The organism is Rhodanobacter sp. FW106-PBR-R2A-1-15 (assembly GCF_058789735.1).
Genome location: NZ_JBYTEM010000012.1, coordinates 31860 through 47166, shown reverse-complemented (window position 1 = coordinate 47166; position 15307 = coordinate 31860). Strand labels below are relative to the sequence as shown.

General features: G+C 68.6%; 13 protein-coding genes and 1 pseudogene. 6 read left to right on the top strand and 8 right to left on the bottom strand.

The window, feature by feature from the left end:
- Positions 1-2 precede the first annotated feature (2 nt).
- Positions 3-986 carry a helix-turn-helix transcriptional regulator gene (locus AC3WTD_RS08360; RefSeq protein WP_027491440.1) on the bottom strand — a complete coding sequence of 328 codons (984 nt, stop codon included), beginning with the start codon at positions 984-986 and terminating at the stop codon, positions 3-5.
- Positions 987-1433: 447 nt separating this feature from the next.
- Here AC3WTD_RS08360 and AC3WTD_RS08355 point away from each other — a divergent pair, with 447 nt between their 5' ends.
- Complete coding sequence (locus tag AC3WTD_RS08355) at positions 1434-2243, top strand: DUF481 domain-containing protein (protein ID WP_027491442.1); 810 nt, start codon at positions 1434-1436, stop codon at positions 2241-2243.
- Positions 2244-2303: 60 nt separating this feature from the next.
- Here the strand turns inward: AC3WTD_RS08355 and AC3WTD_RS08350 are convergent, their stop codons facing one another.
- Positions 2304-2975, bottom strand: coding sequence for a DUF4097 family beta strand repeat-containing protein (locus AC3WTD_RS08350; protein WP_492613516.1), 672 nt, complete (start codon positions 2973-2975; stop codon positions 2304-2306).
- 149 nt (positions 2976-3124) lie between these two features.
- Between AC3WTD_RS08350 and gpmA the strand changes: the two genes are divergently transcribed.
- Positions 3125-3868 carry a 2,3-diphosphoglycerate-dependent phosphoglycerate mutase gene (gpmA, locus tag AC3WTD_RS08345; RefSeq protein ID WP_027491444.1) on the top strand — a complete coding sequence of 248 codons (744 nt, stop codon included), beginning with the start codon at positions 3125-3127 and terminating at the stop codon, positions 3866-3868.
- A 168-nt stretch (positions 3869-4036) separates the two neighbouring features.
- Positions 4037-4585, top strand: a complete 549-nt coding sequence (locus AC3WTD_RS08340; protein WP_027491445.1) for a CcdC protein domain-containing protein — start codon at positions 4037-4039, stop codon at positions 4583-4585.
- A 39-nt stretch (positions 4586-4624) separates the two neighbouring features.
- On the opposite strand, the gene AC3WTD_RS08335 is transcribed toward AC3WTD_RS08340, so the two are convergent.
- From AC3WTD_RS08335 to AC3WTD_RS08315, 5 genes and pseudogenes are all read right to left on the bottom strand, one after another.
- On the bottom strand, positions 4625-5929 hold the full coding sequence (locus tag AC3WTD_RS08335) for an amidohydrolase (protein WP_027491446.1): 1305 nt from the start codon (positions 5927-5929) through the stop codon (positions 4625-4627).
- 309 nt (positions 5930-6238) lie between these two features.
- Positions 6239-6430, bottom strand: a pseudogene (locus tag AC3WTD_RS08330) (EAL domain-containing protein); the annotation flags it as partial.
- 104 nt (positions 6431-6534) lie between these two features.
- The gene (locus AC3WTD_RS08325) at positions 6535-6660 is read right to left on the bottom strand and encodes a hypothetical protein (RefSeq protein ID WP_492613515.1); all 126 of its coding nucleotides are present in this window, start codon (positions 6658-6660) and stop codon (positions 6535-6537) included.
- Between the two features lie 62 nt (positions 6661-6722).
- A complete protein-coding gene (zapE, locus tag AC3WTD_RS08320; protein ID WP_492613514.1) occupies positions 6723-7841 on the bottom strand; it encodes a cell division protein ZapE in 1119 nt (372 codons plus the stop codon).
- A 33-nt stretch (positions 7842-7874) separates the two neighbouring features.
- Entirely contained in the window at positions 7875-8564 is a 690-nt protein-coding gene (locus AC3WTD_RS08315; protein ID WP_027491448.1) for an alpha/beta hydrolase, read from the bottom strand.
- A gap of 48 nt (positions 8565-8612) precedes the next feature.
- Between AC3WTD_RS08315 and AC3WTD_RS08310 the strand changes: the two genes are divergently transcribed.
- Positions 8613-9206, top strand: a complete 594-nt coding sequence (locus AC3WTD_RS08310) for an acyl carrier protein phosphodiesterase (protein WP_027491449.1) — start codon at positions 8613-8615, stop codon at positions 9204-9206.
- A 190-nt stretch (positions 9207-9396) separates the two neighbouring features.
- On the opposite strand, the gene AC3WTD_RS08305 is transcribed toward AC3WTD_RS08310, so the two are convergent.
- Positions 9397-9918, bottom strand: a complete 522-nt coding sequence (locus AC3WTD_RS08305) for a c-type cytochrome (protein WP_027491450.1) — start codon at positions 9916-9918, stop codon at positions 9397-9399.
- 468 nt (positions 9919-10386) lie between these two features.
- Here AC3WTD_RS08305 and AC3WTD_RS08300 point away from each other — a divergent pair, with 468 nt between their 5' ends.
- The gene (locus tag AC3WTD_RS08300) at positions 10387-11637 is read left to right on the top strand and encodes an efflux RND transporter periplasmic adaptor subunit (protein WP_027491451.1); all 1251 of its coding nucleotides are present in this window, start codon (positions 10387-10389) and stop codon (positions 11635-11637) included.
- Positions 11638-11949: 312 nt separating this feature from the next.
- Positions 11950-15189, top strand: a complete 3240-nt coding sequence (locus AC3WTD_RS08295) for an efflux RND transporter permease subunit (protein WP_027491695.1) — start codon at positions 11950-11952, stop codon at positions 15187-15189.
- The last annotated feature ends 118 nt before the right edge of the window (positions 15190-15307 follow it).

The window sequence follows — 15307 nt, the reverse complement described above, 5'->3', positions numbered from 1 at the left end:
CTTCAACGCGGTGCCTGCTGGTAACCGCCCAGCGCCAGTTGCAGCAGGATCTTCATCTCCTCGCGCAGCGACAGCGGCGCCACGATTTCCGCGTCCGGGCCGTACTTGAGCACGTCCATCAGCAGTTCCTTCGAGTTGGAGTACGGCAGCTTCAGCTCGTAGCGGCCATCCGGCAGCCACTCGCCCTTCTGCTGCGAATGCCAGTGCTCGTCGGCGACCCAGCGCGCGGCATGTTGCGAGAAGCGGATCGTCGCCCACGCCTTCGGCTTGCCGGCGAAGATGCCGTAGCTGGAAGCGAGCAATTCATTGAGCTCGGCGTCGGCCACGTCGGTGGCGGGCGTGTCCAGCGCCTGCGCGTCGGCGATGCGGTCGACCGCGAAGCTGCGCAATGCCTGGCGGTCGTGGTCCCACACGTCGAGGTACCAGTTGTCGCGGTAGTGGGTCAGCCGCTGCGGCGACACCGTGCGCCGGCTGTCTGCGTTGGTGGTGCGCGCGCGGTAGCGGAAGCGTAGCTGCCGGCGCTCCAGCACCGCGCCGGCGACGATGCGGAACACCTGCTGGTCGAGCTTGCGCTCGCCCCACGGGATCACCCGGATTCGCTCGATCGGCAGCGTCTTGCCGTTGTCGTGGCTGGACAGCAGGCCCTCGATGCGCGACTTGAACGGCGCCAGCGCGCCGGCCAGCACGCCGGGGCCGGAACGACCGATCAGCTCGTTCAGCGCCAGCAGCGCGGCCAGCTCGTCGGAGGTCAGCCACAACCCGGGTAGTTCGAACTTCTCGCCCTCGCCGGCTTCGTAGCGGAACGCGGCCTGGTCGATGCCGGCGCTTTCCACCGGCGCGCCCAGCGCGTCGCGCAGGAAGGCCACGTCGCGGTACAGCGTGGCGCGCGAGCACTCCAGCTCGCCGAGCAGGCGCGACAGCGCAATCGGGTAGTGCGCCGACTTCAGCAGCCGGTGCAGGGTCAGTATGCGTTCGTAGCGATCCATGGGCGTCGGCATATCGTGGGAAAGAGGCCTTGTGTAGCATGGCGGCGGCCTGTGGCGGCCGCAAGTCGCCGCATCCGTTGCCGTCGACGCCCCTTGGACGCCTCATGCCGCCCATCCGCGAACTGCCCCGGACGCTCTGCCTGCCACCGGCATGAACGGCGCGCAGCCGTCGGGTTACGCCCGGATCCTGCTGCGGGTACTGGCGATCGGTGGCTACGGCCTGTGGATCCGGCTCGGCATGGCGCTGGGGATGGAGCGGAGCGGACGCTGCGACATGCGAATGCCGCTGATCCTCGGCAGCGCGTCTACGAGACGGCGCTGGCCGGCGCGTTGCCGGCCAACGGCTGAGGCCGCTCGGATGACGCGGCGGCGCCGTTCATTGCAAATTCAAGCCGTCCCGATAAGGTAGCGGTCTTACTAATGTTTAACAAAAACGGATCACCCCCGATGAAAAAGACCTTGATTGCCGGCTTGCTGCTGGCTGCTTGCGCGAGCTTCACTGCCCAGGCCCAGGACGCCGACACCAATCCGGCCAACAACGGCGGCTGGAGCGGTTCGGGCGAGTTCGGCTTCGCCTCCTCCACCGGCAACTCGCGCTCGGAGAACATCAACGCCAAGCTCGGCCTCAGCCAGGAGAACGAGCAGTGGAAGAACAGTTTCTTCGTCGACGCGCTGCGCTCGAAGAGCCAGCAGACCATCGTGGACAGCAACGGCAACACTCTCAAGCAGTTCAACACCACCGCGAACCGCTATGACGGCGGCGCCTCGGTTGGTCTCAAGCTCGACCCGCGCAGCTACATCGTCGGCGCCGCCCGCTATGAGCACGATGATTTCGGCGCGAACCTGTGGCAGGGCATCGTCTCGCTCGGTTACGGCTATATCGCGCTGAAGGACGGGCGCAACGAGCTGTCGTTCGAAATCGGCCCCGGCTACAAGCGCTACCGTCCCGCCGACCTCGAGGTGGTGACCGGCGGTGTGGTGACGAAGGAGCGCCAGCCGACCGAGAGTGAGATGGTTGCCCGCGGCCTGACCAACTACAAGTACAAGCTCACCGAGAACACGGCATTCGAGGACACCTTCCTGATGGAAGCCGGTTCGAAGAACACCTACCTGCAGAACGACGCCGGCGTGGCGGTCAGCATGACCCGCAAGCTGGCGCTGAAGGTCGGCTTCCAGATACGCCACAACAGCGACGTGCTGCCGGGCACCAAGAAGACCGACACGCTGACCACCAGCAACCTGGTCTACAGCTTCTAAGCGGCAACCGACGCCGAAGATCGGCGCCATTGGTGCCGATTGCCTACTGAGCGCCTGCCCTTATGGCGTGGCCCCGCTGAACTTCTCCGCCGTGGCGCCCTTCACCGGGCCGATCTGCGCGCTGTCGCTGACCTTCAGCACCACCTCGCGGCGGAATTCCAGCGTGCCCTGCACCACCGCGTGCGGGCCGATCACGATCACCGGCTTGCGCTCGCTGCCCCAGCGGAACCAGCCGTTGTTCGGCTTGTCGACCAGGATGCCGCGCTCGACGCGCGAGTCCGCGCCCACCGTGATGTCGCCGCTGACCGTGCCGATGCCGCCGGCGACGTGGGCGCTGTCCAGCACGATGGCGCCGTTGACGTTCTCGACCCGGCCGCCGACCTCGGCGCCGCGGGCCAGCTGGATGCGGCCGTTGACCGCGTTCACCTCGCCGCTGACCCGGCTGGCGCTGCCCAGGCTGATCGCGCCGTTGACCGTGCCCAGCTTGGTGGCCTGGGCCTTGTCGCCCAGCTCGACCTTGCCGTTGACGGTGCTGGCCTCGTGCACGCTGGCGCCGCCGGCGATATGCACCGCGCCGTTGACCGTGCTGACGTCGCCGACCTGTTGGCCGGCCTCGACCTGCACTGAACCGTTGACCTTGTCGATGTCGTTGTCGCGTGCGCTGGCCTGCGGCGGCAGGCCGAGGCCCAGCGCGAGCGCGGCGAGGATGAGGATCGTCGGGAATCGACGCATGGCGTTACTCCTGCAGGGAAATGGCCAGGCTAGGATGCGCCGCCGGCGCGCAGGGTTGCGCATGACCTGTGGCAGGGGGCGCATTTGACGCTGCCGGGGGCGGCCGGCACCATTGCAGGCTTGCCTCTCATCGTTGGACGCCTCCTTCCATGCACAAGCTCGTTCTGATCCGCCACGGCCAATCGCAGTGGAACCTCGACAACCGCTTCAGCGGCTGGGCCGACGTCGACCTCACCGAGCAGGGCATGGCCGAGGCGCGCGAGGCCGGCCGCCTGCTGCGCGAGGACGGCTACCACTTCGACGTGGCGCACACCTCGGTGCTCAAGCGCGCGGTGCGCACGCTGTGGGGCGTGCAGGACGCGATGGACCTGATGTGGATTCCGGTGCTCACCGACTGGCGCCTCAACGAGCGCCACTACGGCGGCCTCACCGGCCTCAACAAGGCCGAGACCGCGGCGAAGTACGGCGAGGACCAGGTGAAGATCTGGCGCCGCAGCTACGACATCCCGCCGCCGCCGCTGGAGCGCGCCGCGAACGAATCGGTGCATGACCCGCGCTACGCGAAGCTCGACCCGAAGGACATCCCCGACACCGAATGCCTGAAGGACACCGTGGCCCGCGTGCTGCCGTACTGGCACGAGGTGCTGGCGCCGGCGATCAAGTCCGGCCAGCGCGTGCTGGTGGCCGCGCACGGCAATTCGCTGCGCGCGCTGGTGAAGTACCTGGACGGCATTTCCGACCAGGCGATCGTCGAGCTGAACATCCCCAATGGCGTGCCGCTGGTGTACGAGTTCGACGACGAACTGAAGCCGCTCAAGCGCTACTACCTCGGCGACGCCGAGGCGATCGCGGCGAAGATGGCCGCAGTGGCGAACCAGGGCAAGGCGAAGTAGGGCCCGTTGGGCCGGGATTCGGGACTGGGGATTCGGGATTTGGCAGAGCAAAAGCCGCCAGTAAGCGGTGCTTTCGTGCTTTTGCGAATCCCGAATCCCGGCCCTGTCAGTCGCCCGCGCAGGGCTGCCGCACTATCCTGACCACCGACCCATCCACCGGACTGCGCCATGCCCGCGCACCTGACCAACTACCTCGTGATGCTGCCGATCCTCGCCTGGATCGTATGGCGCCGCGTCAGCCGGCAGTTCGGCCGCCAGCCGATCCGGCGCAAGCGGATGATCTTGCGCGTCGCGCTGTTCGCATTCCTCGGCGGCATGCTCGCACTCAGCGGGTTCCACCACATGGCATTGGCCGAGGGCCTCGCCGGCGGCGTGTTGCTCGGCGGGGCGCTGGGCCTGCTCGGGCTGCGCCTGACCCGCTTCGAGACCGATCCGGTCAAGGGCGACTGCTACGTGCCGAACCCGTGGATCGGCGCGCTGCTCACCGCGCTGCTGCTGGGGCGGCTGGCTTGGCGGATGCTGGTGGTGTGGCCGTCAATGCAGCAGTCGGCGGCGGTCCCGACCGGCACGATGCCGCCGATGGGTTATGCCGCCAGCCCGCTGACCATGCTGGTGATCGGCCTGCTGGTGGGTTACTACCTCGTCTACTTCAGCGGCCTGCTGATCCACCACCGCCGCTTTCAGCGGGCACATCCGGGTCGCGACGTCGCGCTGTAGGCCGCGACGGCAGACTGGGCCGGCGCGGCGCGCCGCTCCTCAGGAGGCCGGCGCGTCGAGGTAATCCAGGCTGGCCTGCAGCATCGAGGCCATGCCGATCTTCAGCGCATCCTCGTCGAGGAAGAATTTCGGCGAGTGGTTGACCGGCGCCTTCGAGGCATCCTGACCGACTGGCGTGGCGCCGACGAAGAAATACACGCTCGGCACTTTCTGTGCGAAGTAGGCGAAGTCCTCCGAGGCCATCCACGGCTTCGCCTCGATCACGTGCTCAGCGCCGATCGCCGTGGCGATGCTGGCTTTTACCCTTGCGGCCAGCGCGGGGTCGTTGACCAGCACCGGGTTGCTCTCGCCGAGCGGGATCTGCGTCTCGACGGTGGCGCCATTCGCGGCGGCGAGGTGTTCGGCGATGCCCTTGAGGTTGTCGATCGCCTGCTGGCGCATGCCGGCGTCGAACGTGCGCAGCGTGCCTTGCAGTTCCACCTTGTCCGGCACGATGTTGTAGCGCGAGCCGCCGTCGACGATGCCGAAGCTGAGCACCGCCGGCAGCGTGCCGATGTCCAGCTTGCGGCTGACGATGGTCTGCGCGGTGCTGATGATCTCGGCGGCGGTGACGATCGGATCGACCCCGTTCCACGGCATCGCGCCGTGGGTCTGGCGGCCGTGCACCACCAGGCGGAACCAGTCCGAGCCGGCCATCGTCGGCCCCGACCGCACCGCCACCGTGCCCACGTTGAGTGCGCTGACCACGTGCATGCCGAACATCGCGTCGGGTTTGAAATCGCGCAGCAAGCCCTGCTTGAGCATCAGCGCGGCGCCACCCTCCTCGCCGGCCGGTGCGCCTTCCTCGGCTGGCTGGAACACGAACAGCACCGAGCCGTGCAGCCGATGCTTCATGCCGCTCAGTGCCTGCGCCATGCCCAGCAGCATCGCGGTATGCGCGTCGTGGCCGCAGGCGTGCATCACCCCGACGGTCTTGCCGCGGTACTCGCCCTTCGCCTTCGAGGCGAACGGCAGGTTCACTTCCTCGGTCACCGGCAGCGCGTCCATGTCGGCACGGAGCGCCAGCCGTGGCCCAGGCAGGTCGCCTTTGAGCAGGCCGACCACGCCGGTGTGCGCGATGCCGGTGTGTACCTCCAGCCCCAGCCGCTTCAGTTCCCGCGCGACCAGCGCCGAGGTGCGTACCTCGCGGTTGCTAAGTTCCGGATGCTGGTGGATGTCGTGCCGCCATGCGATGGTCTGTGGCAGTGCCTGCTGCGCCAACGCCTGTGCGGCGGAGGCGTCGGCGGCGTGCGATGGTGCCATGGCGGCAGCGGCCAGGACCAGGGCGAGGGCGGTGCGGTACATGGGCGTCTCCGGGGCGGGGAAAGCCGATGGTAGCGCGCCGCCACCATGCCCGCTCGGCGCGAGCACCGCGTGGCGCTGGCTGGGGCTGCGATGCTTCAGTCGCGCAGGTGATCCGCCGGCTGCGCTGGCGCAGCGGATGCATGCCGGCCAGCCAGCCGGCCACGTCCGCCGCAGGCAGCGGACGGGCGATGCGGAAGCCCGATACTTCGTCGCAGGCCATGTCGCGCACGGCGGCCAGCACGCGCCCGGTTCCACCCCTTCCATCACCACGCGGAAACCCAGCTCGTGGGCCAGCGCCACCATCGAGCGCACCACCGCCGCGTCGTGCCGGCTGGTGTCGAGTCCGCACACCAGCGACTTGTCGATCTTCAGGCAGCTGGCCGGCGTCTGGCGCAATGCGTCGAGGTTGCTGTAGCCGATGCCGAAGTCGTCGATGGCGATGCTCACGCCGGCCTCGCGCAGCGCGGCCAGGTGGCAGCGAGTGGCGTCGCTGTGGTGCATCGCGGTGCCCTCGGTGAACGCCAGCTCCAGCAGCTCCAACGGCACCGTATGCCACCGCGCGGTCGCGCCCAGGCGCGCCTCCAGCGCGGCATGCGCGGCGTTCATTACCCGCCGCACAGCTCGCGCGCCCCAACCCGGAGCAGGCCTACGCCGGGCTGCAGGGTGAGCGGCACGCCGAGGCAGTCGATCGGCTCGCGCAGCGGGGCCAGCCGCTGGTCCAGCCGCGGCAACGTGGGGCCAGCCGCCGCGGGCTACTGCGGCACTGGCGAAGGAGCGACGCGCCGATGGCCGATCACTCGGGCCGGTGTTCCAGCGCGAGGTATTCCTCGCTCTGCATCTCGATCAGCCGCGATTCGGTGCGGCCGAACTCGGCGCGCAGGCGTTCGCCGTCGTACAGCTCGGTGATCGGCGCGGCGGCGGACAGCACCAGCTTGACGTGGCGGTCATAGAACTCGTCCACCAGTTGCACGAAGCGCTTGGCGGCGTCCTCGCTGTAGATGGTGAACTGCGGCACGTTGGCCACGATCACCGCCGGCACTGCCCTGGCCAACGCAATGTAGTCGGCTACCGCGCGTGGCCCTTCGCACAGCGCGGCGAACTCGAACCAGGCGATGTCGTCGGCGCGCTTGACGAACGGAATCTCGCGGCCGTTGATGTGCGCGCTGCCGTGCTCCTGCACGTTGCCGCGGGCCTGGCCGGCGAAGATGCGCTCCAGCGCGCGGTGTGCCTCGGCGCCGGGCGGGGTGAGGTAGACCGGCGCGCGGGTCAGCGCACGCAGGCGCCAGTCGTGCGAGGAGGCCATCTCGACCACATGGCAGTGCCGTTCGATCAGCGCGATCGCGGGCAGGAAGCGCGCGCGCTGCAGGCCGCCCTGGTACAGGTCGGCCGGCGCGGTGTTGGAGGTGGTGACCAGGCTCACGCCGCGCGCGAACAGCGCGTCGAGCAGGCCCGAGAGGATCATCGCATCGCCGATGTCGTTGACCAGGAACTCGTCCAGGCACAGCACGCGGCAGCGCGCGGCGAGGCCGGCGGCCACCTCGACCAGCGGGTTCTGCTGCTCGCCCAGCATGCGCAGGTGCGTGTGCACCTCGCCCATGAAGCGGTGGAAGTGCCGGCGCAGCGCCACGCCGTGCGGCAGGCTGGCAGCGAACAGGTCCATCAGGAAGGTCTTGCCGCGGCCCACCGTGCCCCACAGGTACAAGCCCGGCACGGCCTCCGGCGGCTCGTTGCCGAGCAGCGATTTCAGCCGGCCGAGCAGGCCATTGCCGTTCGCCGGTTCGATGCACAGCGCCGCATGCATGCGGTCGAATTCCGGCAACAGCGCCAACTGGGTCGGGTCGGACTCCCAGCGGTGCGCGGCGACGCCTTCGAGATAGCGCGCACTGGGCGCAGGCGAGGGGGTTTCACTCATCGAGCGGACGGGTCTTCGGAGGGGTGGCCGGCGTCAGGCATGCCGCTTCGGCGGCAGCCAGCCCTGCACCGCATGCTTGATCGCGCCGCGCAGGTCCATCAGCCGGCGGTGGAAGAAGTGGCTGGTCTCGGGCATGCGCACCAGCTCGGGCCGATGCGCCAGCGTTTCGACCCAGTCGAATACCGCCTGCGGTTCGACGATCTCGTCGGCCTCGCCCTGCACGATCAGCCACGGGCAGCTCGGCAAGGCGATCACGTCGAATGGCCAGCGCCCGACCGGCGGCGCGACGCTGACCAGCGCGTCGGCGTGCAGGCGCACCGCGTTGGCGATGCTCACGTAGCTGCCGAACGAGAAGCCGGCCAGCCACAAGGCGTCGTGCGGGCGCATGCGGCGTACCCAGGCGACCACCGCGGCCAGATCCTCGCCCTCGCCTTGGCCCTTGTCGTATTCGCCGTGCGAACCGCCGGCGCCGCGGAAGTTGAAGCGCACGGTGTCCAGCCCGGATTCGCGCAGCGCGCGCTCGACCATCGTCACCACCTTGTTGTGCATGCTGCCGCCCTCGATGGTGAGCGGGTGACAGATCACCGCCACGCCGCGGCGCGCGCAGGCCGCTTCGGCGACGTCGCTGATCGCCTCCAGCTTGCCGGCCGGGCCGTCGAGCGTGAAACTGGCGGCGATATCCGGAAAGCCGGCAGGTGCGGTGGAGAGCTCGGTGGGAGTCATGCAGGTGATGATAACCGTCGGACGCGCCGGCTGCCGCGGACGCCGCGAATGAACCACCTGGCCCACGCACTGCTGGCCGGCGATGACGAGGCCCTGCGGCTGGGCGGATTGCTGGGCGATTTCGTGCACGGCCCGGCGAACGCGGCGCCGTTGCCGCCGCGGGTAATTGTTGGCATCCGCCTACACCGCGCGATCGACGTTTATACCGACGCCCACCCTGAAGTACTCGCCGCGCGGACGCTGCTGCCCGCGCCGTATCGCCGCTACGCCGGCATCCTGCTGGACATGTGGTTCGACCACTGCCTGGCGCGGGATTTCCCGCAGTGGAGCGCGCAGCCGCTGGCGGAATACTCCGCCGCGCTGCGCGCGCTGCTGTGGCGGCAGGACGCGCTGCTGCCGCCGGCGCTGCGGCGCTTCCGCGGCTACATGGAGACGCATGGTCTGCCGGCAACGTACACCGACGACGCCATGCTGGGCGAAGCGCTGGGCGGCATCGGCCAGCGCCTGCGCCGCGCCAACCCGCTGGCCTCGGCGCTGCCGGTGCTGCAGCAGCGGGAGGCGCAACTGCAGCAGCGCTTCGAAGCATTCTTCCCGGAATTGCGGGAGTTCGCGCGGGAGTGGGTCGAGGCGCACCTGGAGTGAGCTTGGCCTCCCTTCCCTGCGAAGCGGGAGGAAAACGAGAATGCCGCCCGGAGGCGGCTTTGGTTTTTGCTTTGGTGGAGCGCGGGCGGAGCCACGTACCCTCTCCCCAGCCCTCTCCCGAGGGGAGAGGGGGCCAACGAAAACGCCGCCCGAAGGCGGCGTTTGAAGAAAGCTTGTTGGATCAGGCCAATTACTTCGCCTGATCGGCCAGCCAGTGCACGGCGTTGGTCACCTGTTCGGTGGTGAGCGCCGGGTTGCCGCCCTTGGGTGGCATGAAGTTGCCGTCCGGGCCGTGGTAGCCGTCGGTCGCGTGCTTGACCAGGGTGTCGATGCCTTGCGCCAGACGCGGACCCCACATGCCCTTGTCGCCGGTCTTCGGCGCGCCGGCGACGCCGGTGGCGTGGCAGCTGGTGCACAGGTGGTCGTAGATCGCCTTGCCGTCGGTGGTGCCGCCATAGGCAACCTGCGAAGCCGCGGCCTTGGCGGCGGCATCCGCGGCCACCTGCATGGCGGCGCGACCGGTGTTGCCGGCGTAGACGGCGCCGTCCGGCGCGAGCCGCGCGCTGACGCGGGCCGGCTGTTTCGGGTTGGTTTCCTTCGGCTCGTGGTCGTGGATCGCCAGCGCCGCGAGGATCAGCACCACGGTCAGCACGACCAGGCCGCCGATCATGATCGAAAACTGACGCAACACGCTCTGGTCGGATTTGCTCATGGAACCGCTCACGCACGTACTCCTGTCAGAGGGCAGGACGGAACGCCGCGATGGCTGCCCGGCCTGCCTGAATAGGCTGTTGCTGTCGTGCCGGCCGGGAAGTGCGCCCCGGTGCGGCTCGCCGCGAGTGGGTCCGCGGCGCGAATCACGCTTGCCGCCCGACACGATAGGGGTCGGGCAGGCAACAAGCAGCGATTATAAACGAAGCGCGCGACAAGTTTCAGGTGGCCGTGGCGCCCCCGCCGGCGGCGCCCTGGGGCCTGCGGATGGCCGCGCGGCGGGCGTTGCCCCTGCCATCGGTCATGCCGCACCCATGTCAACCGGCATTGTCCAAGGTCGTTGAACTGCCCCTATGCTTCGCTCACCCTGATGCGTGCCGGCAGGGCCCGGCGCGCATCCGTCGTTTCGCCATCGCTTGCTGCACAGCCGTGCGCCGGTGGGCCGCACCGTCCAGTCCAGGAGTTTTACATGTCGCGTTTTTGGAAGATCGCGTTGATCGTCGTTGCGGTGGTCGTGGTGGCGGCGGTGGGCTTCCGGCTGCTGCACAAGCCCGCTCCCGCCGGCGCCGCCTCGACGCAGGCGGCGAGCAAGAACAAGGGCGGCAAGGACGGCAAGGACGAAACGCCGCCGGTGCCGGTCACCGTGGTGCCGGTGGTCAAGCAGAACGTGCCAGTCTACCTGACCGCCCTGGGCACGGTGCAGGCGCTCAACACGGTAACCGTGAACCCGCAGGTGGGCGGCCAGCTGCTCAGCCTGCATTTCAGCGAGGGCCAGCCGGTGAAGAAGGGCCAGCTGCTGGCGCAGATCGACCCGCGCATCTACCAGGCCGCCTACGACCAGGCGGTGGCGCGCCAGCGCCAGGACCAGGCCCTGGCGGCCACCGCGAAAAGCAACCTGACGCGCAGCCGGGACCTGGCCGCCAAGGGCTACATCTCCAAGCAGGACCTGGACACCCTGCGCAACACCGCCGCCCAGTACGAAGCCGCCGTCGCCGCCGATGCGGCCAACGTGCGCGACACCCAGGTACAGCTGAACTACACCCGCGTGCTGTCGCCGATCGACAGCCTCGCCGGTATCCGCGCGGTCGACCCGGGCAACGTGGTCACCACCTCCAGCGCGATCGTCACGCTGACCCAGCTGCACCCGATCAATGTGATGTTCACCCTGCCTGAGCAGAACCTCGACATGGTGCGCCGCGCCGCCGCGAAAGACGGCGCCGCGCTGCAGGTGACCGCACTGGACCGCACCGACGCGCACCCGATCGCCGATGGCGGCGTGCTCAAGGTGGTCGACAACCAGATCGACACCAGCACCGGCACGTTCCGCCTGAAGTCGGAGTTCCCGAATGCGAACAACGAATTGTGGCCCGGCCAGTTCGTCAACGTGCGCCTGCTGGTGAACACCGTCGACGGCGGCCTGGTGATTCCCGCGCAGGCGGTGCAGCGTGGGCCGGACGGCGACTACGTCTACCAGGTACAGGCCGACAGCACGGTGAAGATGCAGGCGGTGACGGTGGCCGGCGAGGTGGGCGACAGCCACGTGATGGTCGGCAGCGGCCTCAAGGCCGGCGACCGCGTGGTCACCGAGGGCCAGTTCCGGCTGAAGCCGGGCAGCAAGGTCAATGCGCTGAAACCGGGTGAAGTGCCGGCGGCACCGACCGCCGCCGAACTGGAGAAGGCCAAGCAGAACGCCAAGGGGGGCGGTCGCCGCCGCGGCTGAGCGGTTGTGATTTTTTCAACCGCTCAGGCCGGCCACGGCGAGGGCATGGCGGGGGCATGGATACCCGAGTTGAGGCAACGCAGGAGCGGTTGCCCGATGGCCGGATATGAAACAGTCACGCAAGTGACTGTTTCATATGAGCGAGTCCGGGCGTGTACCGGACTCGCGATCGAAGAAAACCACGGGATGTGGTTTTCTTCACAAGCTCTGAGCGGCCGTGCGCCGGCCGGCAGCATGCACCGCGGCCGCGAACGGCTGGCGGTGCCCGGCCATGATCGCGGCTGAAACCGCACCAACACGTCACGGATAGCCATGGGATTCTCGACCCTCTTCATTCGCCGCCCGATCGCCACCTCGCTGCTGATGGTGGCGGTGCTGCTGCTCGGCATCCTCGGCTACCGCCAGCTGCCGGTGTCCGCCTTGCCGGAGATCGAGGCGCCCAGCCTGGTGGTCAGCACGCAGTACCCAGGCGCCAGCGCCAGCACCATGGCGGCGCTGATCACCACCCCGCTGGAGCGCAACCTGGGGCAGATCTCCGGGCTCACCATGATGAGCTCGGACTCCTCCGCCGGGCTGTCCACGATCATCCTGCAGTTCTCGATGGACCGCGACATCGACATCGCCGCGCAGGACGTGCAGGCGGCGATCAACCAGGCCAAGGGCACGCTGCCGGGCAATCTGCCGTACCCGCCGGTGTACAACCGGGTGAACCCGGCCGACGCGCCGATCCTCACCTTGAAGCTCACCTCCGACAGCCGCCAGCTGCGCGAGGTGAACGACCTGGCCGACTCGATCATCGCGCAGAAGCTGTCGCAGGTGCAGGGCGTGGGCCTGGTCTCGATCGCCGGCAACGTGCGCCCGGCGGTGCGCGTGCAGGTGAACCCGGCGCAGCTGTCCAACCTCGGCCTGACCATGGAGGACGTGCGCAGCGCGCTGACCCAGGCCAACGTCAACGCACCCAAGGGCACGCTGAACGGCAAGACGCAGAGCTACTCGATCGGCACCAACGACCAGCTGAGCGACGCGGCCGAGTACAAGAACACCATCATCAGCTACAAGAACAACTCGCCGGTGCGGCTGTCCGACGTGGCGAACGTGGTCGATGGCGTGGAGAACGACCAGCTTGCCGCATGGGCCAACGGCCAGCCGGCGGTGCTGCTGGACGTGCGCCGCCAGCCCGGCGCCAACATCGTGCAGACGGTGGAGCAGATCCGCCGCGTGCTGCCCGAGCTGCGCAGCGCGCTGCCGGCCGACGTGCACCTGGACGTGTTCGCCGACCGCACGGTGACCATCCGCGCCTCGGTGCGCGACGTCGAGTTCACCCTGATCCTCACCGTGTTCCTGGTGATCGGCGTGATCTTCGTGTTCCTGCGCCGGCTGTGGGCCACCATCATCCCGTCGGTGGCGGTGCCGCTGTCGCTGATGGGCACGTTCGGCGTGATGGCGTTCACCGGCATGTCGCTGGACAACCTCTCGCTGATGGCGCTGACCGTGGCCACTGGCTTCGTGGTGGACGACGCGATCGTGATGATCGAGAACATCGTGCGCTACATCGAGCAGGGCAAGGACGGCAAGGAGGCGGCCGAGGTCGGCGCGAAGGAGATCGGCTTCACCGTGCTGTCGCTGACCGTGTCGCTGGTGGCGGTGTTCCTGCCGCTGCTGTTGATGCCCGGCGTCACCGGTCGGCTGTTCCACGAGTTCGCCTGGGTGCTGACCATCGCGGTGACCATCTCGATGCTGGTGTCGCTGACGCTGACGCCGATGATGTGCGCCTACCTGCTCAAGCCCGACCAGTTGCCGGAGGGCGACGACGCGCACGAACGCCACGCCGCGGCCGGCAAGCGCACGGTGTGGTCGCGCACGGTCAGCCTGTATGAGCGCTCGCTGGACTGGGTGCTCGATCACCAGCGGCTGACCATGCTGGTCGCCGGCGCGGCGGTGGTACTCACCGTGTTCCTGTACATCGTGATCCCCAAGGGCCTGCTGCCCGAGCAGGACACCGGTCTGATCACCGGCGTGGTGCAGGCCGACGACAATATCGCCTTTCCGCAGATGGAAGACCGCACCAAGGCAGTTGCCGAGGCGCTGCGCAAGGATCCCGCGGTGGCTGGCGTGGCCGCCTTCATCGGCGCCGGCACCATCAACCCCACGCTCAACCAGGGCCAGCTCTCGATCGTGCTGAAGGACCGCGGCGACCGCGACGGCCTGGACGAACTGCTGCCGCGGCTGCAGCACGCGGTGGCCGGCATTCCCGGCGTGGCGCTGTACCTGAAGCCGGTGCAGGACGTGACCCTGGACAGCCGCGTGGCCGCCACCGAATACCAGTACTCGCTGTCCGCGGTGAAGTCGTCGGAGCTGGCCGGCTACGCCAACCAGATGACCCAGGCGATGCGCCAGCGGCCGGAGCTGGCCGACGTGGACAACAACCTGGCCGACAACGGCAACGCGCTCAAGCTCACCATCGACCGCGAGAAGGCCAGCCGCCTAGGCGTGCCGGTGCAGACCATCGACGACACCCTGTACGACGCCTTCGGCCAGCGCCAGATCTCCACCATCTTCACCCAGCTCAACCAGTACCGCGTAGTGCTGGAGGTGGCGCCGGAGTTCCGCACCAGCGACGACCTGCTGACCAAGCTCACCGTGCGCGGCAACGGCAATGGCGCGCTCACCGGCAGCACCGCGACCAGCTTCGGCCAGCTGAAGTCGAGCAACTCGGCCACGCCCTCGGGCATCGGCAACACCGGCAACATCGGCTTCGAGATCGGCGCCGGCGGCAGCATCCCGCTGTCCTCGCTGGTCAGTGCGCAGATGACCAGCGCGCCGCTGGTGGTCAGCCACCAGCAGCAGCTGCCGGCGGTGACGCTGGCGTTCAACGTGGCGCCGGGCTACTCGTTGTCCGACGCGGTGGCGGCGATCCATCAGGTCGAGGCGCAGCTGAACTTTCCGCCGCAGATCCGCGGCGAGTTCGTCGGCAAGGCCGCCGAGTTCGCCTCCTCGCTGGGCGACGAGGTGCTGTTGCTGCTGGCCGCGATCATCGTGATCTACATCGTGCTGGGCGTGCTGTACGAGAGCTATATCCACCCGCTGACGATCATTTCCACGCTGCCGCCGGCCGGCGTCGGCGCGCTGCTCGCGCTGATCCTGTGCGGCATGAGCCTGTCGGTGGACGGCATCGTCGGCATCGTGCTCTTGATCGGCATCGTGAAGAAGAACGCGATCATGATGATCGACTTCGCGATCGAGGCGCGCCGCACTGGGCTCGATGCGCGCGACGCGATCCGCCGCGCCTGCCTGCTGCGCTTCCGCCCGATCATGATGACCACCGCCGCGGCCATGCTCGGCGCGCTGCCGCTGGCGCTGGGCAACGGCATCGGCGCCGAGCTGCGCCGACCGCTGGGCGTGTCGATCGTCGGCGGCCTGCTGCTGTCGCAGCTGGTCACGCTGTACACCACGCCGGTGATCTACCTGTATATGGAGCGTTTCTCCGACTGGCTGGCCGAGCGCCGCGAGCGGCGTGCGCTGGCCCACGCCCAGGTCAGCCGCGCGGCGTGATTCCGCCGCGGTGTTCTGCTCCCTCCCCTGCTTGCAGGGGAGGGCCGGGGTGGGGTCGCTCTTCATCGCGAGATCAAAAGCACCCCCTCCCGACCTCCCCCTGCTGCGCAGAGGGAGA